The sequence below is a fragment of the Hominifimenecus sp. rT4P-3 genome (assembly GCF_051055405.1).
In the GTDB taxonomy this organism is placed as follows: domain Bacteria; phylum Bacillota; class Clostridia; order Lachnospirales; family Lachnospiraceae; genus Pseudolachnospira.
Genome location: NZ_CP167068.1, coordinates 2,313,866 through 2,334,921, shown reverse-complemented (window position 1 = coordinate 2,334,921; position 21,056 = coordinate 2,313,866). Strand labels below are relative to the sequence as shown.

General features: G+C 41.8%; 17 protein-coding genes. All 17 read left to right on the top strand.

Annotated features, from left to right (window positions below):
* The first annotated feature begins 2 nt into the window (after positions 1–2).
* The 17 genes from ACCC71_RS10755 to ACCC71_RS10675 all read left to right on the top strand — a co-directional run bounded on the left by ACCC71_RS10755 (position 3) and on the right by ACCC71_RS10675 (position 21,055).
* Complete coding sequence (locus ACCC71_RS10755; RefSeq protein ID WP_434311846.1) at positions 3–1,085, top strand: acyl-protein synthetase; 1,083 nt, start codon at positions 3–5, stop codon at positions 1,083–1,085.
* Complete coding sequence (locus tag ACCC71_RS10750; protein WP_434309624.1) at positions 1,072–2,256, top strand: acyl-CoA reductase; 1,185 nt, start codon at positions 1,072–1,074, stop codon at positions 2,254–2,256. The genes ACCC71_RS10755 and ACCC71_RS10750 overlap by 14 nt, the downstream gene beginning before the upstream one ends.
* A 54-nt stretch (positions 2,257–2,310) precedes the next feature.
* Entirely contained in the window at positions 2,311–3,390 is a 1,080-nt protein-coding gene (locus tag ACCC71_RS10745; protein WP_434309623.1) for an acyl-protein synthetase, read from the top strand.
* Positions 3,371–4,567: an acyl-CoA reductase gene (locus tag ACCC71_RS10740; RefSeq protein ID WP_434309622.1), complete on the top strand. Its 1,197-nt coding sequence runs from the start codon at positions 3,371–3,373 to the stop codon at positions 4,565–4,567. The genes ACCC71_RS10745 and ACCC71_RS10740 overlap by 20 nt, the downstream gene beginning before the upstream one ends.
* A 19-nt stretch (positions 4,568–4,586) precedes the next feature.
* Positions 4,587–5,327: an SDR family NAD(P)-dependent oxidoreductase gene (locus tag ACCC71_RS10735; RefSeq protein WP_434309621.1), complete on the top strand. Its 741-nt coding sequence runs from the start codon at positions 4,587–4,589 to the stop codon at positions 5,325–5,327.
* A 41-nt stretch (positions 5,328–5,368) separates the two neighbouring features.
* On the top strand, positions 5,369–6,190 hold the full coding sequence (locus tag ACCC71_RS10730; RefSeq protein WP_434309620.1) for a transketolase: 822 nt from the start codon (positions 5,369–5,371) through the stop codon (positions 6,188–6,190).
* Positions 6,190–7,170: a transketolase family protein gene (locus ACCC71_RS10725; RefSeq protein WP_434311845.1), complete on the top strand. Its 981-nt coding sequence runs from the start codon at positions 6,190–6,192 to the stop codon at positions 7,168–7,170. The genes ACCC71_RS10730 and ACCC71_RS10725 overlap by 1 nt, the downstream gene beginning before the upstream one ends.
* A 15-nt stretch (positions 7,171–7,185) precedes the next feature.
* Positions 7,186–7,905: a hypothetical protein gene (locus ACCC71_RS10720; protein ID WP_434309619.1), complete on the top strand. Its 720-nt coding sequence runs from the start codon at positions 7,186–7,188 to the stop codon at positions 7,903–7,905.
* Positions 7,906–7,921: 16 nt separating this feature from the next.
* Positions 7,922–8,875 carry a glycosyltransferase family 2 protein gene (locus tag ACCC71_RS10715; protein WP_434309618.1) on the top strand — a complete coding sequence of 318 codons (954 nt, stop codon included), beginning with the start codon at positions 7,922–7,924 and terminating at the stop codon, positions 8,873–8,875.
* Positions 8,853–9,209, top strand: a complete 357-nt coding sequence (locus tag ACCC71_RS10710; protein WP_434309617.1) for an EamA family transporter — start codon at positions 8,853–8,855, stop codon at positions 9,207–9,209. Before ACCC71_RS10715 ends, ACCC71_RS10710 begins: the two co-directional genes overlap by 23 nt.
* Positions 9,206–9,541 (top strand): EamA family transporter, encoded by a 336-nt coding sequence (locus tag ACCC71_RS10705; protein ID WP_434309616.1) that lies wholly within the window; start codon positions 9,206–9,208, stop codon positions 9,539–9,541. The genes ACCC71_RS10710 and ACCC71_RS10705 overlap by 4 nt, the downstream gene beginning before the upstream one ends.
* Positions 9,542–9,597: 56 nt before the next feature.
* Positions 9,598–11,703 (top strand): hypothetical protein, encoded by a 2,106-nt coding sequence (locus tag ACCC71_RS10700; protein WP_434309615.1) that lies wholly within the window; start codon positions 9,598–9,600, stop codon positions 11,701–11,703.
* Positions 11,704–11,829: 126 nt separating this feature from the next.
* Positions 11,830–12,933 (top strand): acyltransferase family protein, encoded by a 1,104-nt coding sequence (locus tag ACCC71_RS10695; RefSeq protein ID WP_434309614.1) that lies wholly within the window; start codon positions 11,830–11,832, stop codon positions 12,931–12,933.
* A 190-nt stretch (positions 12,934–13,123) separates the two neighbouring features.
* Positions 13,124–16,513 (top strand): DUF4214 domain-containing protein, encoded by a 3,390-nt coding sequence (locus ACCC71_RS10690; protein WP_434309613.1) that lies wholly within the window; start codon positions 13,124–13,126, stop codon positions 16,511–16,513.
* 196 nt (positions 16,514–16,709) lie between these two features.
* Positions 16,710–18,383: a DUF6311 domain-containing protein gene (locus ACCC71_RS10685; RefSeq protein WP_434309612.1), complete on the top strand. Its 1,674-nt coding sequence runs from the start codon at positions 16,710–16,712 to the stop codon at positions 18,381–18,383.
* Entirely contained in the window at positions 18,361–19,767 is a 1,407-nt protein-coding gene (locus ACCC71_RS10680) for an O-antigen ligase family protein (protein ID WP_434309611.1), read from the top strand. Before ACCC71_RS10685 ends, ACCC71_RS10680 begins: the two co-directional genes overlap by 23 nt.
* On the top strand, positions 19,730–21,055 hold the full coding sequence (locus ACCC71_RS10675) for an O-antigen ligase family protein (RefSeq protein ID WP_434309610.1): 1,326 nt from the start codon (positions 19,730–19,732) through the stop codon (positions 21,053–21,055). The genes ACCC71_RS10680 and ACCC71_RS10675 overlap by 38 nt, the downstream gene beginning before the upstream one ends.
* Position 21,056: the final 1 nt, after the last annotated feature.

Below are 21,056 nucleotides of genomic sequence, written 5' to 3'. Positions count from 1 at the left end.
TGATGATTGAATCAGCGGAGGATTTGTTTGAGATAGAACCTTATTCGTTGGAACGATCTCAGAAGGAAACGGCTCTTACAAGGATTTTGAAACAGCTTTCGGAAGAGCACCGTGGCAAATGTGAGAGATATGGGAATTTTATAAAAAATATGGATATTGATATCTCTAGCGTTTCTTCTTATTATGAAATTCCGATGCTTCCAGTCCGGTTATTCAAAGAATTTGATCTTTGCAGTGTGGAGAAGGATAAGGTTTTTAAAACGATGACATCTTCCGGTACATCGGGGCAGCGTGTATCGAAAATATTTTTAGATCGGGAGACATCTGCTAACCAGACGAAGACGTTGGTTAAAATCACATCAGACTTTTTGGGAAAGAAAAGGCTTCCTATGTTGATTTTGGATACCAAATCTGTAGTTAAAAATAGAAATCTGTTTTCTGCCCGTGGCGCTGGTATTCTAGGATTTTCTATGTTAGGGTATGATGTGACATATGCGTTGGATGAAAATATGAACTTGGACTATCCTGTGATAGACGCATTTTTGGAAAAGCATCAGGAAGAGCCTATTTTCTTATTTGGTTTTACTTATATTATTTGGCAGCATGTGTATAAGGAATTGAGCAATTGTAAGCGTTTCTTGGATTTTTCTCGAGGGATTTTGCTCCACGGCGGAGGTTTTAAAAAATTGGAGGCAGAGGCTGTGGACAATGAAACTTACAAGAAAAAATTGAATGAAGTCTGTGGATTGAAACACATTTATAATTATTACGGTATGGTGGAACAGACTGGTTCTATTTATATGGAATGTGAGTGCGGCCATCTCCACGCATCAAATTTTTCCGATGTGATTATTCGCAATCCAAAGGATTTTTCTGTGTGTCAGACGGGACAAAAAGGGCTAATCCAAGTAGTTTCTGTGTTGGCGAAGAGTTATCCGGGTCACAGCCTTCTTACAGAAGATGTGGGGGAAATTTTAGGAGAGGATGACTGCCCCTGTGGAAGAAAAGGTAAGTATTTTAAAGTCCATGGCAGAATTCAAAAAGCCGAAGTCAGGGGGTGCAGTGACACATATGAGAATAGATAGTGTTCGATATCTGGCGGGGAGAGAATTGGAGGATCCCCGGCCTTTGACACCATACAACGACATTGTATGCCGCTTCTTAGAAGAGTTCTCACGGCGGCTGAGGAAAGACCGGGAGGCAGCTGCATATCCGGATCTTATGACGTTGGCCTTTTTTTGCCGGAAAGCAAATATTCAAAAATTGAAAGAAGATTTTCTTGATACAAAAACCCGGCTGGGGAGAGGAATGATATTTCATATTGCTCCATCGAACGTCCCGGTTAATTTTATGTTTTCTTATATCTTTGGTTTGTTGTCCGGAAATGCAAATGTGGTCCGTGTATCAAGTAAAAGTTTTACGCAGGTAGATATTATTTGCCGTGTTTTAAATCAGATGTTTATGGAAGCAGAATTCCAGGATATTTTGCACCGAACAGCAATTGTCGAGTATGAAAGAAATAGAGAGATCAATGATTACTATTCCGCTCGGTGTGACGGACGAGTAATATGGGGAGGCGATCAAACAATTGCAGAATTGCGGCAGTCGCCCATCCGCCCTCGCTGTGTGGAAATCGTCTTTGCGGATCGATTTTCTTTTGGTGTGATAGATAGCCGGAGTATCGTGGACGCTTCAGAGGAAGAGATAAACCATTTGGCTGAACAGTTTTATAACGACACGTACTTGATGGATCAGAATGCGTGCTCTACCCCCCACTTGATTTTCTGGAAACAGTCAGGAAAAATGAAAGAGGCGAAGAAGCGTTTTTGGGATCATGTTTTCCAGATTGCTCAAAAATATGATTTAGCTGACATAAAAGTAAGCGATAAATATGTCATGTTGAGCGAATATGCGATGGAACGGCAGGATATCTGTGGAGTTCAATCCTATGGAAATCTTTTATATGTCGTAGACTTAGCATGTGTCCCAAAAGATATTACATCCCTACGTGGAAAATTTGGACTGTTTTTTGAGTGTAAGATTGATCGCCTGCAAGATGCTATGGAACATATGAATGAGACGGTTCAAACATGCGCTTATTATGGAATAGAACAGGAGGAGATTGTGAAAGCAGTGCTTGAGAATTCTCCCAAGGGGATCGATCGTATTGTTCCGTTTGGTTCTACGTTGGACATTGGCGTGATTTGGGATGGCTATGATATCGTCGGCCAGCTGAGCCGGATTATAGGCGGTTGACGAGGAAAAAGAATTTTATTGCATGAAAAAGATATCGTAATAGGAGAACACCATATGCTGGAAGACTTTTATGCACTGGCTCCCTATAGCTTAAACCGGGAAGAAAAGAAAAAATTATTAACTGGAGAACTTTTGGCGCTTACGGAATACCATAGGCAACACTGTGAGCCATACCGGAAAATGTTGGATGCCATGGGGTATCAGAAAGATCAGATTCATAGTTTTTATGATTTGCCTTTTTATCCTGTTCGTATGTTTAAGGAGGCTGACTTGCTTAGTATTCCGAAAGAACAGGTATTTAAGACCATGACGTCATCGGGAACCACGGGGCAGGCAGTATCCAAAATTTATTTGGATAAAGAAACTGCGTTGGTACAACAGAAGGTCATGATAAAAATTCTGGGGGATTACCTTGGGAAAAAACGGATTCCGATGCTGGTAATTGATTCGCCTGCGGTTGTAAAAAATAGACAGCTTTTTACTGCCAGGGGGGCTGCGATCATTGGGTTGAATATCATTGCATCTGAGACGAAATATGTATTAAATGAAGACATGTCCCTAAATTATGAAGTGTTGAGACAGTTTATGGAGAAACACCAGGGAGAGAAATTTTTGATTTTCGGATTTACTTTTATGGTATGGCAGCATTTTTACCAGGAATTGAAGAAATCTGGGGAGTCTTTTGACATGGCGGAGGCATTTTTGATGACCGGCGGGGGATGGAAGAAATTGGAGAGTGAAGCCATTTCCAGGGAAGACTTTAAAAAGTGTTTTCAAGAACTGTGCGGGATTCACCATTTTTTAGATCATTATGGCATGGTAGAGCAAACGGGTTGCATTTATGCAGAATGCGAATGCGGCCATTTGCATGCCAGCATATACTCTGATATCATTCCCAGAAGACCGAATGATTTTTCTGTATGTGATATCGGAGAAAAGGGAATCCTACAAGTTGTGTCCGTATTGCCTCATTCTTATCCGGGCCATTCTTTACTGACAGAAGATGAGGGGCTCATTTTAGGAGAGGATGATTGCCCCTGTGGCAGGAAGGGGAAGTATGTAAAAATTCTGGGACGGATTAAAAGTGCAGAGTTGAGGGGGTGTAGTGATACCTATGCAGAAAAGTTCGCTTAATATCCAATTTCTCACAGGGAATGCGGATGATTTGGGGCATATGGCAGAGATTCCGGTCCGTCCGATGTTTGATGAACGGACAGTGGAGTTTTTGGGAGCGTTGTCTAAAGAAATTTTACGGGATCGTCGGACAAAAGAATATGCGGATGTGGTCTCTTACGCATTCTGGATTCGTAAATCTTCTTTGGAAAAAGTAAAAAGAGATTATGGTAAAATGGGAGAGCGGATAGGGCGGGGAGTTGCGTTTCATATCGCTCCTTCCAACGTGCCTGTTAATTTTGCAGTTTCTTTTACGTCCGCCTTGCTGGCAGGCAACGCTTGCATTGTCCGGGTATCCAATAAACCTTTTGTGCAAGTCGATATTATTGCGGAAGCTGTCCGCCGCCTATTTGAAGGCGATTTCCCGGATATGCGCTCTTATTTACTTTTAGTTCGTTATGAACACAGTGATGATGTGACGCAATACTTGTCCTCACTTTGCGACATTCGCATTATATGGGGAGGAAATCAAACGATTCATAAGATTCGGCAATCTTCGTTGCCGCCGAGAGCGATAGAGATGGCTTTTGCTGACCGCTATTCCCTGGCTTTCATCCAATCAGATGAATATTTAGCTCGGAAAGAATATGAAAAAGTGGCGGAAGGCTTTTATACAGACACATATTATACCGATCAGAATGCCTGCAGTTCACCAAGAATGGTGGTTTGGAGCGGACGACAAATTGAGAAGGCCAAAACTATTTTTTGGGAAAATTTGGAGAGGATTGTCCGTGAGCGGTATCAGATGGCACCTATTTTAGCAATTGATAAGCGAATGGCTTTATGCGCGCTTTCTTCCAAGTTCGAAGGAGTTCATTTGGAGCAAAGCGATAATGTGATTTGCCGGGTGGCAGTGGATCAATTGTTTCCTGAACTGATGAACTATAAGATGGGTGGAGGCTATTTCTTTGAGTACGAGATGGAGAAGCTGGAGGAATTGATACCAATACTGGGAAAAAGTTGTCAGACCCTTTCTTATTATGGTTGGGAGGCCAGTGAGATTCAATCAATGGTTTTTGATTCAGGTGTGCGGGGCGTGGATCGGATTGTGCCTTTGGGACACACGATGGATCTTGCTTTTGTGTGGGATGGGTATCATATGATAGAGACAATGTCCAGGATTGTTTATGTCCAGTGAAAGGAAGGAGCCGGCAAGTATGTTGACGGGAAAGAATGCAATTATTACTGGGGCAAATCGCGGGATCGGACGGGCAATCGTAGAAAAATTTGCTGCAAATGGCAGCAACATTTGGGCCTGCGCGAGAACACCCCGTGATGAGTTTGAGCAAGATATGGAGGCATTGGCGAAACAATATCATGTGTGGATTCGACCAGTATATTTTGATTTGTTAAAAGAGGACAGTATAAAAGCTGGCTTTAAAGAAATATATAAGACGAAAGAGCCGATTGATATCTTAGTAAATAATGCAGGGTTAGTACATGCTGCTTTATTCCCTATGACACCATTAGAAGAGATTCGGAGGCTGTTTGAGGTAAATGTTTTTTCTGTTATGGAATTGACTCAACTGGTTTTAAAACGGATGATGCAAAAAAAGCGCGGTGTGATCCTTAATATGGCTTCCGTAGCAGGGCAGGACGCTGTTGCAACGAATTCAATTTATGGATCGTCAAAAGCTGCTATTATTTCTTTTACCCGAATTTTGGCTTCCGAAATGGCTGATTATGGAATCCGTGTCAATGCTATTGCACCGGGACCCGTCCGTACCGACATGATTGAAATATTAGAGCAGAAAATGGGGGATAATTTATTGATGCACACGGCAATGGGACGTTTGGCAGAGCCAGAGGAAATTGCGGAAACAGCACTGTTTTTGGCATCTTCAAAATCATCATTTATCAATGGACAGATTATCCGAATTGACGGGGGCATGAAATAGACATTTCAGGTATTTTGGAATGATTATGAAGGGGAAATCGAATGGAAAAATCAGTTCAATCTTTTGAAGCGATGGCTGCACGGATGCGGCGGGACATGATTCAGGCTGCAGAACGTTGCGGCGGTGATGTGCATTGGGGAGGGGCGCTTTCCTGTACAGACATATTGGCAGTTTTATATGGTGGTATTCTGGATGGAGGAAGCCGCAAGGAAACATATGCTGATAGAGATAAATTCCTTTTGAGTAAAGGACAGTCCGCGATTGCATTATATGCTGCTTTGGTAGAAAGTGGCCGTGAGGAGCCTTCCAGGCTTCAAGAATTTCAGCAAAACGGTAGTCTTTGGGCGGAACTTGCGATCTTAGACGAGGCCCATGGTGTGGAATGTTCCGGGGGCAGCTTGGGTTTAGGATTATCGATGGGAGCAGGGATGGCGTTGGCTGCAAAACGTAAAAAAATGTCGTATCATACGTATGTCCTAACGGGAGATGGTGAAATGAATGAGGGGGCGGTCTGGGAAGCGGTTATGTTGGCAGGACAGTTGGGGTTAGATAACTTGACCTTGATTGTAGACCGTAACCAGTATCAGTCCGATGGGGCTAACGAGGAAATTATATCGATGAGGGCCTTGGAAGAGCAGCTCAAGGCTTTCCGTTGGGAAGCTACAACAGTAGACGGTCATAATTATGAGATGTTATGGAACGCATTCAGCAAAAAAAGTGGGACGTGCCCCAGGGCCATCATAGCGGATACGGTGAAAGGGAAAGGGATATCCTTTATGGAAGGGGACAATGAGTGGCATCACAAAATTTTGAATAAAACACTTCTGGAAAGCGCGAAGCAGGAAGTGGGAGGAATCGTGTGATGAAAATGGAAATGAATTCTAGGAATCTACGTTTCTTATCAAGAATGGGATCGCGGGGAGCGTTTGGACAGGCAATTTACGATATGGCGAAATTCGGAGAGGATTTTTTTGCTGTGTCGGCAGATTTGGGACATGCATCAGGGTTTGACCGATTGATAAAAGACTTTCCTGAAAAATATATTAATGTAGGAATTGCAGAACAGAATTTAGTAGGGATTGCTGCGGGACTAGCGAAGGATGGAACTCCGGTTGTAGCGACAACCTATGCGCCTTTTGCGTCTATGCGCTGTACCGACCAGGTTCGTAATTATATGGGATATATGAACTTAAATGTGAAGTTGGTGGGGCTGGACAGCGGCATGATTCAATCAGGATTTGGCGGGTCTCATTATGGCATGGAAGATTTGTCTGTTATGAGAAGTATCCCTAATCTTCTTGTCCTGGCTCCAAGCGATGGACGAGAAATATATGAGTGCGTTTGGGCTATGATGCAACATGAAGGGCCGGTCTATCTGCGTTTGACGGGCGGTGCTATTCTTCCGATGATTTATAGGGGAGAGCACAGCTATCAGATTGGAAAACCTTCTGTGATTCAGACAGGAGAAGAAGTTGTGATTTTAGGGACCGGGACAATTTTAGAAGAGGTACAAAAGGCTGGTACGCTTTTATCAGAAGCAGGAATTAGTTGTACGATTATCGATGTGCATACGATTAAGCCGCTAGATCCGGAATTTTTTGAACAACTGATCGGGTATCGATTGTTGGTAACAGTAGAAGAGCATACAATCTATGGTGGATTGGGAGGGGCAGTGGCGGAGGTACTTGCGGATAAAATGAATAAGCCACCTCATTTGATTATGGGAATTCCCGACTGTTTTCCCCACCCTGGTTCTTACGAATATTTATTAAATCAATGTGGGCTTACAGCAGAAAAGATTGCATGGACGATACAAGAAAAATATCATCAGGTTTGCCTGTGAGAAAAGGAGATCGGCTTGAGAGTTATAGAGGCTTTTTGGGAAAAACGAAATCTGAATGTAGATACGACAGAAATTGAAGTAGAAGAGAATGATTCTTTTGATGACGTGAAGCAATGTTTGCAGAATGTGACATCTTCCTACCAAGTGTTAAAGATTCCGACTGGTTCGGTTTCCTGTTTTGAGGCTGCGGAGCAAAATGGTTTTGTTTTCCGGGAAGCAATGATTCAAATGGCACATTCTCTCCGAACAATAGAGCGACCTTCGGTACAGCAGCGGCTTTACGATGCAGTTTTTGTTGAACCTTTGATGGAGGAGGAGCAAGAAGAACTTTATGCACAGATTCGTGACGGCATGTTTGAGATGGATCGGATTAGTCTGGATTCTTATTTTAAGAGGGAACAGGTGGCGGAACGATATATTGGTTGGATTCATGACGAGTTGAAAAGGGGAACGGAGTTGCTCAAATATCGATATAAAGGTGATACCATTGGTTTTTTTGGGTTGCGTGAGATTCGCCCGGGGTATTATGATTCCTTTTTAGGCGGTATCTATAAGGCATACCGAAAGGGTGGAATCGGAATGGTTATAAAGGTACCGGAAGAAGTGAAACGTAGAGGTGGAAAAAAATTGATAACTAGCGTTTCTTCCAATAATGTAGTTCAAGTTCGTTCCTTGATTCAAAATGGATATATTCCGGAAAAAATTCATTATGTGTATATAAAACATTGTAGATAGGAGAAAAACTAATAATATGGAAAAAATATCGTTTGTAATTCCATGTTATCGTTCTGAACATACCATTGAAGATGTTGTAGAAGAGATTCGTATGGTGATGGGTGAAGATGGGGGATATCATTTTGAGATTATTCTTGTCAATGATAATTCTCCGGATGGCGTTTGGCCTGTGATACAACAATTGACAGAGCGATATGACAATATCAGAGGGATTTGTCTCGCAAAAAATTTTGGCCAGCATAGTGCCTTGATGGCCGGATATGCAAATGCTTCCGGTGATATCATTGTTTCATTGGATGACGATGGCCAATCTCCCGTTGATGAGGTGTTTTTATTACTGGATCAGATCCATAATGGTTATGATGTTGTATATGGTTATTATCCGGAAATTAAACAATCAAAATTTCGAATTTTTGGAAGTTTGGTGAATGAAAAAATGACCGAGGTTTTGATTGGAAAACCGAAGGGATTGAAGGGGACAAGTTTTTATGCGGCAAAACGATTTGTTATCCAGGAGATGCTGCATTACAAAAACGCATATCCTTATGTGGGAGGCTTGGTGTTTAGAAGTACAAATCATGTGACAAGTGTTCCCGTACATCATAGGGAGCGGAAGGAAGGCCATTCGGGGTATACGCTTCGGAAATTGCTTTCTCTGTGGATGAATGGCTTTACTGCCTTTTCAGCAAAACCTCTGCGTATTGCTACGTACTTAGGCTTTATTTGCTCCTTAATTGGATTTTTTTACGGTATATTTATTGTAATCCGGAGACTGTTAGATTCTAGTATACAGGCCGGGTACAGTTCATTGATGGCATGCATTGTTTTTATCGGCGGTATAATTATGATGCTTCTGGGATTGATCGGTGAATATGTAGGAAGGGTTTATATTAGTATTAATAACGCTCCTCAATATGTGATTCGGGAAACAGCGGGGTTTCGCGTAAATGAATCAGAAAAAAACAATTAAAAATATAATATGCTTGCATGGCTTATTGTTTTTATATTCTTTTGGTGGGATTTTTTCAAAGTTGGCGGCAAGGGAAGCCTTTTTATCGTGGAAATTTATTCTATTTTACGGAGTGGTGCTTGCCAATTTATTTATATACGCTTTACTTTGGCAACAAATTTTAAAAAGATTGCCATTAGTGACAGCCTATGCCAATAAGGCCGTTACGATTGTTTGGGGAATTATTTGGGGACGGATTTTTTTTGCGGAAAATATTACAGGTTTTAATATTCTTGGCTCTATTATTATAATAGCGGGGATATATATTGTAGTTTCAGAAAAGGGGAACAAATGAATCGATACATAGTGCTTTTTTTATTCTCTGTACTTATTTCGTCTATTTCCCAGATTATGTTAAAAGCTAGCGCAAATCGTAAGTATGAGAATTGGTGGAAGGAATATTTGAATCCACAGGTGTTTTTTGCGTATAGCTTATTTTTTGTATCCAGTTTGGTGACAACCATATCCTACCGCAATGTTCCTTTATCAATGGGGGGGATTTTAGAATCTTCGGGGTATATTTTTATTACGATTTTGGGAGTTCTATTTTTAAAAGAGCATGTAAGCCGGAGAAAAATTATGGGTTTAATAGTTATTTTATTGGGAATATATGTATTCAATTTATAACAAGGGTTTTTATATAAAAGACAATTAAAAAGGAACATTTTTTATTAGAGGGGCATATGATGAGAGGGATTAAGCAGTGGTATACCCGAAATAGTGGAGTGTCTTTTGTCATAATCACATGTTTAATGGCAACCATAATAGGGATATTTTTAATACCAAACGAAATAAGGCAGGACGCTTGGCTGATTGAATCGTTTGCTGATGGCACATTTGGCGCGAATAATCGAAACCTGGTTGTTTTAGGAGCACATAGTTTGATGTCTGCTCTTATTTTTGTACTTTCCCTAACGGGGTTACGTTTGATGTGGTTTAATTTGATTTTAGTGTTTTCCATTATTGGTTCTCACTTTATTATTTCTATGGTACTGTATTCAATAGGAAATAGCAGGTGGAAAAAAATGTTGGTTATTTTACACCTCCTGTTTGCAACATCGATGCTTTGGAATTTAGATTTTACGGTTGTTGCATCTTACACGATCGCTGCAGGTGGGGTGCTGCTTTTTTATTACCTGGAATTTCATTCGTCAAAATGGACATGTTTTATTGGACTGTTTTGGGTCATCTGGGGCTACCTAATAAGAATCGACTGTATTTATTTTTCTTTAGCGGTATTTGGCTTACTGGGACTATATTATTTGATCGACCAGAAAATAAGAAATAAGGGGGATAAGAAAAATTTTTCCTTAAAAGCAAAGTCTTTTTTTTCTGTATTTGGGTTTATGTTGGGATGCCTTCTATTCCTTCAGGTAACTCAAATTTTTCTGTTCCATTATGTAGATGGAGATTTTGTTAAGTGGAATGAGATGCGTTCTACATTGGATGATTATGAGTTGCCGGATTACAATAAATATAAAGATGAATATAAAGAAATTGGTATATCGTACAATGATTATCAGTTGCTGAAACTTTGGGATTATCAGGATCCGGAGTATTTTACTGAAGAACGAATGCAGCAGCTTGTTGAACTAAAAAATCAAGTAAATCAAGAAGCGATAAAGAAAAACGGCATCATTTGGTATGCAAAACAAGCAGTAGGCGAATTGGCAGATTTTTCTGTATACGAATATCTGGCAATATTATTTCTATTTGCAATTATTTTTTTAAAGAAAAATGATATCATTTTTGGCATCATTTTATTTGGTTGTGTCCACCTATTAGCTTTTTATTTTTGTATCAGGGGGCGTTTGATTGATCGTATTGCAATTTCTTTGTTATTAACCCTCTTGATTGCATTTCAATATTTCTTTATGGTGCGAAAAAAAGTCGATGACATCTCCCTGAAAAAAAAGGAGTACTGGGTTGTTACCATTATCTGTTTGTTTGTAGCAGTTTTTTTTAAACCACCAAAGGCGGAAGCATCGCTTTATCAAAGCATAAAAGGGCAACTTAATATTCAATGGGATTTGCAGGAGTTAAAAAAGAAAGAATCAACTACGATTGATTATAATGTGTCTCAAAGAATGTCAGAGAACAAAGAAATTTTATATTTCCAATTGTTTTATAGCCCATGGCTGCAGCAATATCCTTTAAATATAAGAGCCCCTTTTCTAACTGCCCCAGTAAATTCGTCATCTAATTTTGGATGTTTAGGGCAATACCCGGTAAAGCTTGGGGTTAATGAGAAAATACTGGAGGAATACGGAGTACAAAATCCATTTAGAGATTTAATTCATGATAATATTCGCATTGAGTGCGAAGTGGGAGAAGTGAATCGGAGGGTAGAGGTAATCCAGCGTTATTTGGAGGAGCACTATTATGATAACGTTGATTACTGCATCGAGTCAATTTGGGGTAACTGCGCGATCATACGTTTCCTTCAAAATTGGGAAATTAACGCACAGTATGTTGGAACACCATTTCAGATAAAAGTGAGAAAAAATAGTATTGAAGGAATTAAGAGTATTGATATACTTTTTTCGGAACAAAACGTAAAGTGGCAGGAATGGGAGGACGTTTATCTCCAGGTGGAAAATACCAAGGGAGAAAAATTTATGTATGGTCTGTTTCACGACGAAGATAATCAGAAGCTTCGGTTTATGCTCCCAGAAGATTCTTTAAAATTGGGGAGACTTTATAAAGTAAGTTTGTTTTATAAAAATTATGGACAATGGTATCAGATGGGGGACTCGGATTTTAAACCAGTAGATAAGGTTTTGAAATAGTATTTAATAGATTTTTTATATAATTTTGACATATGGTTTGTTTAAGAAAATGTGATAAGTATATTGGCGTAGGAGGGGAGTATTGATAATTAGCTTCCTATATCTCTAATTATCATACGGATGGATATGGAAAAATGCATAAGCTATGAAAAAGCGGCTCTTTTTACCAAAAATGATACATTATTAGTAAAAGGTGTAGCAATTATACTACTTTTATTTCACCATTTGTTTTTAACGGAAGATTTGGTTATTGCTTATGATTTGAAATTTATGCTTTTATCAGGAAGTATGATTCAGATACTAGCCATTATGGCAAGAATCTGTGTATGGATTTTTGTATTTTTATCGGCATATGGTCTTACCATACAATATGAGTCTTGGAAAAAAGGGAATGTACATTTTGTTATAGACAAGTGGCTATCTCTGATATCATCTTTTTGGTTGCCGTTTATGTTTGTGTTTATTAGTTATGGAATTCTTGTACAAGATCCTATGTCTCTATATATAAATATTCCCAATGCGGTGTTTGATTTTTTGGGGATTTCTGATTTTTTTCATACACCTACCTTGACAGGCTCTTGGTGGTATATGTGTTTCGCACAAGTTTTAATCTTATTAATTCCTTTTTGTTATTATATCTGTAAAAAATGGGGTTGGTATACATATTTAATTATATTTTTAAGTTTGCAATATCTATCAGGGGGACTTTTATCTTCTTATGGAGGACTGTATTCTCAATATTATCTGACCATAGTGTTGGGAGTATTATGTGCACAATCAAGAACATTTGAAGTAATTCTAAAAAGGCCCAAAAGTAGAATTGAGAAAATGGTTCAAATTGTAATAGAAGTATTATTAATTTCAGGTGGCCTTTTGCTTAAGTACACGATAATGAATAACGATAATTGGCAAATAAGCAGTGTATTATCAAGTGTTATTGTGTTCAATCTATGTCTATTAATGCGGGAATATTTCCAGATTGATATATTAAAAAAATGTCTTGTATTTTTAGGGAAACACTCTGGAAATATGTTTATGATTCATCACTTTTTATATACCTTTATTCCTCAATGGATATTTTGGTCTAAAAACGCTGTAATAAGTTTTTTATGTCTTCTATTTTTTAGCTTATTAATATCTATAATAATTGAAATGGTTAAAAGCGTGATTCGATATGATTACGGAATTAAAAAGTTGAGATTGATAATAAATGGATGTATAGACCGATAACAGCTCTCCACGAATGGCTTTTATATTTTTCTTTTTAGAGAAAATGTGTTGACTATTTGTCTCTAAAACAATACATCCTACAAATGTGTTGCATTTGCACAAAAAATAAACTATAATTTTCGTAAAAGGGAATAAATAGTAAATCAACTGGGCGGACATACACTTTGCAACTACAGGGAGGGACAGTAGGATGATGAAATGGAAACAAGCGGTAAGCGCCGCACTGGTTTTACTGATGATAAGCAATCAAGCCATAGCAGCAGTGCCTATGACGGAGGAAAGCTTAACAGATTTACCCTCTGAAGAGCAGTTGATTGTTGAAGACGATGATAGCGAAAAGAATGATGCAGAACACATAGAGTCTTTGGAGGGCTTTTCAACAACTGAAAAAGAGACGATTGTTGACAGTGGATTTTGTGGAAAAAATGGCGGCGAAAACGTAAGCTGGAAGATAACAGGCACAGAGGATACCGGATATACCTTGACGATCAGTGGAGAGGGAGACATGCGGGGATATGGCGACATTACGAATCCCGCTCCTTGGAACCAGTATCGCCCCCATACACTGATATTGGAAGAGGGAATTACGGAAATCGGAGAATTTGCCTTTATGAATTCCAGTTTCTTTTCTGGGGAATTGGTGCTACCAGATAGTTTGACAACAATCGGGTCAGCCGCGTTTTGGGGGTGTACGGGCTTTTCTGGGGGATTAATCATTCCGGGCAATGTGAAGAGCATTGGAGAAAGCGCATTTTTAGAGTGTACCGGATTGGACGGTAGATTAGTGATTTTGGAGGGGATTACAGAAATTGGAGATACTGCATTTGCTGGCTGTACTGGCTTTTACGGGAAACTGGAATTGCCGAAAAGCGTAAAGCAGATTGGAGCTGAAGCCTTTGCAAGTTGTAGCGGTTTTTCAGGTGTGGATTTAGCGGAAGTATCAAAGATAGGGGGAGGAGCTTTTTTTGAATGTACGGGGTTGACGGGAAATTTGGTTTTGCCTGAAACTTTAGAGACGATTCAGGGCGGAGCCTTTCGAGGATGCAGCGGTTTAACCGGTGTTTTGAGAATACCCGCAGGAGTAAAGACGGTTGGAAGCGGAGCCTTTCAAAACTGCAGTGGATTTAGTGAATTGGAGTTAACGGAAGGTTTGTTGGAAATTGAGGAAGAGGCCTTTTCCGGATGCGCTGGATTCCGTGAGGAGGTAATCATACCAAGTTCGGTTACTGCGATTGGGCGGAGTGCATTTGAACGATGCTCCAAGTTGGAAAGAATGCAATTTTTGAACCCGGATTGCAGTATTTATGATTCAGAATCTACAATTGACAGTATTATTGAGATCTTTGGCGTTAGCGGCTCCACAGCGGTGGCGTATGCAGAACGATATGATCGATTCTATTCGGATATGAGCCGTGGGATATATTGTGCGGATGGAAAAATATATTTTTGCAATCAATGGAGCAGCGCTACTTCGAAAGAAGTAGAAAATAGAGATTGCTTAACCGCCTTAGTTGTAAGTGCGGACGTAGAAAAAGTGGATTCATCTCTTTGGAAAATGCCATTTCGAAATTTAAAGACGGTTGGATTTTATAGTGGAACTGTCATGTCATTGGAAGGCGATTTAAGCGGCTTTGCATCAAGTCCTATCGATCGGATTATTTATATGGTAAATAAAGATACCGAATATGCCGTTTCCAAGATCACATCGGAAGGGATTGAATTTAGCAGTCAGAATAATTCAGGGCGTTGGGGAATGAAGCCGAAGTCCTCCTGTGAAATAAGCACCACGATTCTTGTGAGCAGCGGGAAAACTCTGAAACTGGAAAATCCAAGGGTTGTCGGTGAAGAGATGAAGAGGCAGGATCTGAAATACCTTTCTATTGAAACCGTAGCAGGCGGGAGAATAGAGAACAATTGGAGTTTTGATACCACGGTGTATTGTGATGACGTCGACTACTTTGTAGCTGCCGGTCAAACCTTCATAGCTCCAGCTGGAACGGTAAAAGTGTATGTCGGACCAAAAGATAATATTCCACATATAACATTTTCAAAGGAGGATTTTGTAAAGGCTGTTCTTACAGAGGAGGATCAGGCAATTCTGCAGGCAGGGCAGGATATTGCTTTTTGGATGACCGTTTCTGAACGGACGGAAGCAAATTTACGGGCGGAAGAGTTAGCGGTACTTCGTTCCGAGCTTGCGAATAATACGCAAAGATATAAGCCTGGTCTTTATATGAAGCTTTCCTTGGAAAAGCAGATTGGGCAGGATGGAGAACTGGTTCCTATTTTGGTGCTCCCCTCGTCTATTTCCGTGTGTTTTGAGATACCGGAAGAACTGCGAAAGAGTGACCGAAGATACACGATGATAGGCTTTACAGATAAAAGGGAGGATTTATTCTATCTTTTTGATCTAGATGACGACGACAGTACGTTTACGACTCATATTACTTATACAGACGATACGAATTATGTATTGACATACCATGATCATGTATATGGAGCGTGGGAAGAAACGACCGCACCCAGTTGCGTCAGAAATGGTGAGCGGCAAAAGGCATGTTCCTGCGGTGATCGGAAGAGTGAGGTTATCCAGGCTGCTGGGCATAAAGCAGGCGCTTGGACAGTTGCCAAGCAGGCATCTTGTACAGAACGTGGAGAAAGAGTACAAAAATGTACAGTGTGTGGGAGCGTATTAAAAACAGCAGAAATTCCAGCTTCCGCCCATAATTGGGAGCCTTGGCAGGTAGAGCGTGCGGCCACTACCACTTCGACGGGAAGCAAAGTCCGTTTTTGCAGGAATTGCAGCCGGTTCGAGAGAACAACGATTGCGAAGCTGCCGGTTACCGATCCGGTAGAAGGATTTGTATATCGGCTGTATGAACAAGTGCTGGGACGCCAACCGGAAGCGCAGGGAATGCGAGATTGGACCCAATGTTTACATAATAGGGCTGGTACAGGCGCTCAGGTGGCATCCGGTTTTATTTTTAGCATGGAATATGAGCGGCGAAATGTAAGTGATAGCGAATTTGTAGAGATGCTTTACCGCACTATGATGAATCGGCAGTCGGATGCGGCTGGAAAACAGAGCTGGTTAAGACTGCTGAAAAGCGGAGTGACTCGGCATTATGTGTTTGCGGGGTTCGTATATTCCCAGGAATTTCAGAATGTATGCAGGTCTTATGGAATTGACCGTGGGGATTATACTTTGGGAGAGGTCGTAGACCAAAATGCGGATGTAACGGCATTTGCGAGTCGTATGTACACTGTAGTGCTGGAGCGTCCATATGATAAGGAAGGCTTATCCGATTGGACCAGACTTCTGCTTTCTCATGAAATGGGAGGCGGAGAATTATCAAAAGGATTTTTCAACAGCCGGGAGTTTGGAAATAAGCATCTGTCCGATCGAGATTTTGTTACGATTTGTTATCGGACTTACTTAAACCGTGAGCCGGATTCCCGTGGATTAAATGACTGGCTTGCGGTGTTAGGCCGGGGCTCAAGCAGAGAAGAAGTATTAGATGGTTTTATTTGGTCCCGAGAATTCGGGAAGCTTTGCAATGAATATGGGATTAATCCGTAACAGCTCTACAGATTGTTAGGTAAAGAGGACACTGCTTTGTTTAAAAGGTTTTACAAGGCAGTGTCTTTTTATGCAGTGTTAATGCGCTCGCGGTACTTTAAAGAATATAAGGATTGACCTGGCCTTTGCAGAAGAGTATAATCCCAACAGATACCAAAATACATTCGAATGATATTTCTAGGGGAGCGAGACAGGAGTGCACGAAAAGCGGATCACTTTATCTATACAAAATATTTTCCAGCAAAAAAGCTACTTATTCCTATCCGCCTTACTGGGTGCAGGAATTTTTTGCCTGATCTATGGAACGGCTATTTTGGACCCCACTTACGTCGATTGGCTTTACAGCGGAGGCGATCTTTCTCAGCATTATTGCGGTTGGCTATTTTACCGCAATGACCGCTGGGCATTCCCTTTTGGAGTGTTTCAGTCTTTATCCTATCCGGATTCCATGTCTATCGTGTTCACCGACTCGATTCCGATATTTGCCATACTTTTTAAACTGCTTTCTCCTATTCTCCCTACGAACTTCCAATATTTTGGCTGGTGGGGAATTCTCTGCTTTATGATGCAGGGAGCCTTGGGAGCATTTCTTATCCGAAAATATACCAAGAGGGACATTACCGCCTGTGCGGGAAGCCTTCTTTTCGTGTTATCCCCGATCTATATTCGTAGAATGTTTGCGCATACCGCTTTGGCGGGACAGTGGATTCTTCTCTTGGCATTGATTCCATTGATATATTATGACGAGACCTTTTCGGACGATCGAAGGGCTGCTATTTATTGGTGGGGGATTGGAGCTTTGACTGCTTCTGTCCATATCTACTTTATTCCCATGTGCGGTTGTATTTTGTGCGGCTTTCTGATTAAACATATTTGGGAGAAAAAAAGGGTACAGAATGCCGTGTTGATTTTAGGGGGCTATCTAGGAAGCGCTGCTCTTGCGCTGTTTTTCTTAGGCGCATTTTCGGTGAAAACAGAAGCTGCAGCTGGGGGGCTTGGAATCTATAGTTTTAATCTAAACGCCTTCTTTAATTCAAGGGAGTGGAGCACCTGGTTTCCTTCCCTGCCAGATTACACCTGGGAACAGACGGAAGGATTCGCCTACCTGGGATTCGGAGTGATGGTACTGTGCTTTGCAGCAGTGGCGACAGGGATTGTGCTTTGGGTGAAGAAAATCTTAGGTCGGGCTCCGAAGTCCTCCATTGCCGCATATACATTTATCATTTGTGCGCTGGTTTTTGTAGCGATGTCTCCAGTAGCGACGATTGGATCCAGGATGATCTACACCCTTGAGCTATGGGGACCGATTGAAAAGTTGTGGAGCGTGTTTCGTTCTTGTGGCCGTTTTATCTGGCCTGTGGTATACTTAATTATTATCGCTGCGTTTGCTGTTTTATCCAGATGGAAAAAGAAACGGGCGCTTCTTGTACTTTTGCTCCTTTGCACAGGGCTGCAGATTGGCGAGATGAAACATATGATTGTGCAACGACGGGAAACATTTGGAACGCGCGTGACATATGAGAGCGATCTGAAAGATCAAGCATGGGAAATGATAGGGAAAAGTGATGTGATCCGGCATATTGTATTTGGAACAGAAAAAGAATCGGTCTATTCCTTTGCTGAGTATGCGTCAAAGTATGGGATGACATTGAGTGATTTTGCCTTTTCCCGGCGCAGCGAAGAGGAGACAGCATCCCTTTTGAAAGAACAGTTGGATGCCCCGGACAGGACGGAATTGTTTGTATTCTTACCTTCGGATCCTTTGCTGGAACAATATGACTTCCAGTATTATTTTATCGATGGATTTGTAGTTGGGTATGTAGAAAAATTGGAAGGTTTGGAACCGTATGAGTTGGACAAAAACGAGTAATACTGCGGCATTGGCAAAAACAAAATTGTCAGTTGAAAATCGATTTGATTTCCTGTTGATGCTATATAAAGGATTATGGATTGTCGTTCTATTTTTAAAAGCAATCCCCTACCTGGACTGGCAGATATCGCCCTATATCCGCCTTCTGCTGATTCCGGGGGCTTTGCTGATCGGCTGGGATTTTTTTCGAGGAGCCAAGCTCTGGAGCCGTCCGATGTGGCTTTTGGCGGCATTTTGCGGAGTTTACGGAATCACCGCGTTTCTAAACAGGGGAGCGGGTTTTTCTGCCAATCTAAAATCAACCATTTATATGGCGCTGACTTTTTATCTGTTTTATGGACATGATAGAAAGAGAGAGTTCTGTCAGGTGAAAAAGGAAGCCCGCTGTTTGGGTAATCTCTTTGTAGTGGGGTCCTTTCTCGTATCTCTTGTTTGCTTTTACACATTTTTATTTTCCGTCAATCGGATCTATGTGTCCGGAGAAAACATCGGATATTTGGGCATGTGGGACGAGCGTTTGTGGGGGCTTTATAATGCCAACACAGGAGGCGCGATCAATGCGATTTCTCTGATCGCCTCCGCAGCTTTGTGGAAAACAGCGGGAAAAGGAAAGCGGGTTTTAAAAATATGGTACGGCTTGAACTCGGTTCTGCAGTTTGTCTGCCTCGCGCTTACGTATTCCCGTACTTCCATGTACTCTCTGATTTTGGCGGTTGGCTTCGGGATTCTATTTTTCGGCACAGGAAAATGGGAAAAAAAGGCGAAGGATTTCCGGTTGCGCCGGTGGGCGATTCGAGCCGGGGCGGCGATTCTTTCCGCGCTTGTGATGGTTGGCGCTTTTCCGGCAGTTCGAGAGGGCGTGTCTTATCTGCCGAGGTTGATATCAGAGGAGACAGCGGAGTCGGGCTATTTTTCCACGCCGGAAATGGTAGCGGAGCATCGGGGGGGAGTCCTGACGGGGCGGCCGATTTTGTGGAAGGCAGGAGGCAGGGCCTTTTTGGAAGCGCCGGTCTTTGGCGTAGGCCGAGAAAATCTATACGAGAAAACGGTTTCCTATTTATCCGACCCTTCCTGGAGCCCGGATCTAAAGGCAGGCGGGGTTCACAACGGATATTTAACAGTTCTGATCTCTTCCGGGCTGGTCGGTTCCCTCTTTTTCCTTGGTTTTTGGCTTTGGAATGGAAAAAACGTGTGGGGACAGCTTGTAATATCTCAAGAAAAAACGGAGTCCCTCTTTCTTTTTGGAATGATTTTTCTGGTGATGATGCTGATTATGGAGTTTTTTGAGGCCAGGGTACTATATCAGGTAAATCTGTTTATGAGCTTGTTCTGGATGGGAGCTGGATATGTCATGGATTACACGGAACGAAACAAGAACGGTTGACGGCGTTGTTCATCCTTTGTTTGCGATTTTTTATTTTTTATTGACGGGGTTTTCTTTTAACAGTATAACGGCAGGACAGCCTTTTATGCGATGGATGGCGTTTGCCGTGATGTCCTGCGGAGGCGTGTGGCTGCTTTGGCGTGTGTTTCATTGGAGAGAGTACAAGAACATGCCGCTGCTTTGGCTTTGGGCCGCCTTTTTGATCAGCTATGGAATTTCCTCTTTGCTGACCGCTTCTTATGGTATTGTAGGGAATGGAAAAGCCATGATCTGGATGGCATTGGAGTTCTTTTTACTATTTCCAATGGGAAAGAATCGGACAGCTGGAGAAAAACTGGCGGCGGAGAAGATTTTCTACGGAACGGTGATTTTTTATACAGCGGTTCAGGCGTTGATTAGTTTGGGAATGCTGGCGGTTGGATATCAGGGAGTCAGCGTAGAACGGGGCATGTACCTGGGCGTGCAGCTGGGAAGGCTGTGGGGCAGCTATTCGGATCCAAACTATGGGGCGATTCTCTCAGCAGCGTCTATCCTATGTTCTCTATGGATGATGAAGCAGGTGCAAAGGGGAAGGGCCATTTGGCTTTTCAACTTGGTGCTGCAATATCTCTATATTGCATTCTCCTATTCCCGCAGCGGCCAGATTTGTCTGGCAGCTGCCGGGATTTTCACTTATTTGGCTGTATGGCCAAATATCGGAGGCGCGAAATGGAAAAAAGCGCTGCTGGGTCTGATTTTACTCCTGGTTTTACTGCCGGGAATTTATGTGGTTCGTGAAGGATACAATCGTACGCATTTAACGGTATACGCGGCGGAGGAGGAAAAAGCGGCCCTTCACCGGGAAGAGGAATTAAAAGAGGATTTTTCCAACGGACGGTTTGCCATCTGGAAGGACGGATGGCATGTGTTTCAGAAGAATCCAATCTTCGGGATCTCTTACCGGAACATTGCTCCTTATATGGAAGAAAATTTTCCAGACGCTTACATGGTGACCAAGGAAAATTCGTTAAACACCTTTCACAATATGTGGGTGGATGTGGCGGTCAGCCAGGGTGCAGTTGGTTTCCTGTTGCTTTTGGGGGCGGTCATTTGCCTTGGAAAGCGGTGCATCGCGATGCTTCGTGATTGGCGGGAATCGGAGTTTTTCACACGGGCGTTTCCGTATCTTATGGTAGGAACGATTGGAATCGGCGCTCTCTTTGTCTCCGATATCTTTTATGTCAATACGCCCACAGCGGTAATTTTCTGGTTCTGCTTGGGTCGATGTTTTTTTCGCGAGCGTGTTTAAG